This window comes from Paenibacillus glycanilyticus NBRC 16618, assembly GCF_004000805.1.
Classification (GTDB): domain Bacteria; phylum Bacillota; class Bacilli; order Paenibacillales; family Paenibacillaceae; genus Pristimantibacillus; species Pristimantibacillus glycanilyticus.
The window spans coordinates 1-592 of record NZ_BILY01000092.1 but is presented as its reverse complement, the minus strand read 5'-3'; the positions used below and the strand labels follow the sequence as shown (position 1 = coordinate 592).

Annotated in this window: 5 tRNA genes; all 5 read right to left on the bottom strand. The window is 49.7% G+C overall.

The features are described 5' to 3' along the window. Window positions 1-23 precede the first annotated feature (23 nt). Window positions 24-99, bottom strand: a tRNA-Phe gene (locus tag PGL01S_RS30700). A gap of 15 nt (window positions 100-114) precedes the next feature. Continuing rightward, window positions 115-191: transfer RNA gene (locus PGL01S_RS30695), tRNA-Asp, on the bottom strand. 36 nt (window positions 192-227) lie between these two features. Further along, window positions 228-304 (bottom strand) — tRNA-Met (locus PGL01S_RS30690). A gap of 18 nt (window positions 305-322) precedes the next feature. Beyond that, window positions 323-398: transfer RNA gene (locus PGL01S_RS30685), tRNA-Val, on the bottom strand. Between the two features lie 81 nt (window positions 399-479). Next, window positions 480-554, bottom strand: a tRNA-Glu gene (locus PGL01S_RS30680). Between the last annotated feature and the right edge of the window lie 38 nt (window positions 555-592).

Here is a 592-nt window from a genome sequence, read left to right as displayed (position 1 = left end):
ATTAAATTTTCCACCATCTAACATGGTGGCTCGGGACGGAATCGAACCGCCGACACGAGGATTTTCAGTCCTCTGCTCTACCAACTGAGCTACCGAGCCTGATGTTTGATTAAATGGCGGAGCTGACGGGATTCGAACCCGCGGTCTCCTGCGTGACAGGCAGGCATGTTAGGCCTCTACACCACAGCTCCACATCGAATTCTCGGTAAAAACCGAAGATAAAGTTTTGGTTGCGGGGGCAGGATTTGAACCTGCGGCCTTCGGGTTATGAGCCCGACGAGCTACCGAGCTGCTCCACCCCGCGTCATTTTTAAAACATATATGGTGGAGGCTGAGGGGATCGAACCCCCGACCCTCTGCTTGTAAGGCAGATGCTCTCCCAGCTGAGCTAAGCCTCCATATTCTCTCGAGCGACTTTTATAATATATCACATTCAAGTCAGCTTGGCAAGAACTTTTTTTGTTTCTTTTTTGTAAAGATGGTGACCCGTAGGGGATTCGAACCCCTGTTACCTCCGTGAAAGGGAGGTGTCTTAACCCCTTGACCAACGGGCCTTGCATATTACGTAGCAATCAGCTATGTAAGAAATATT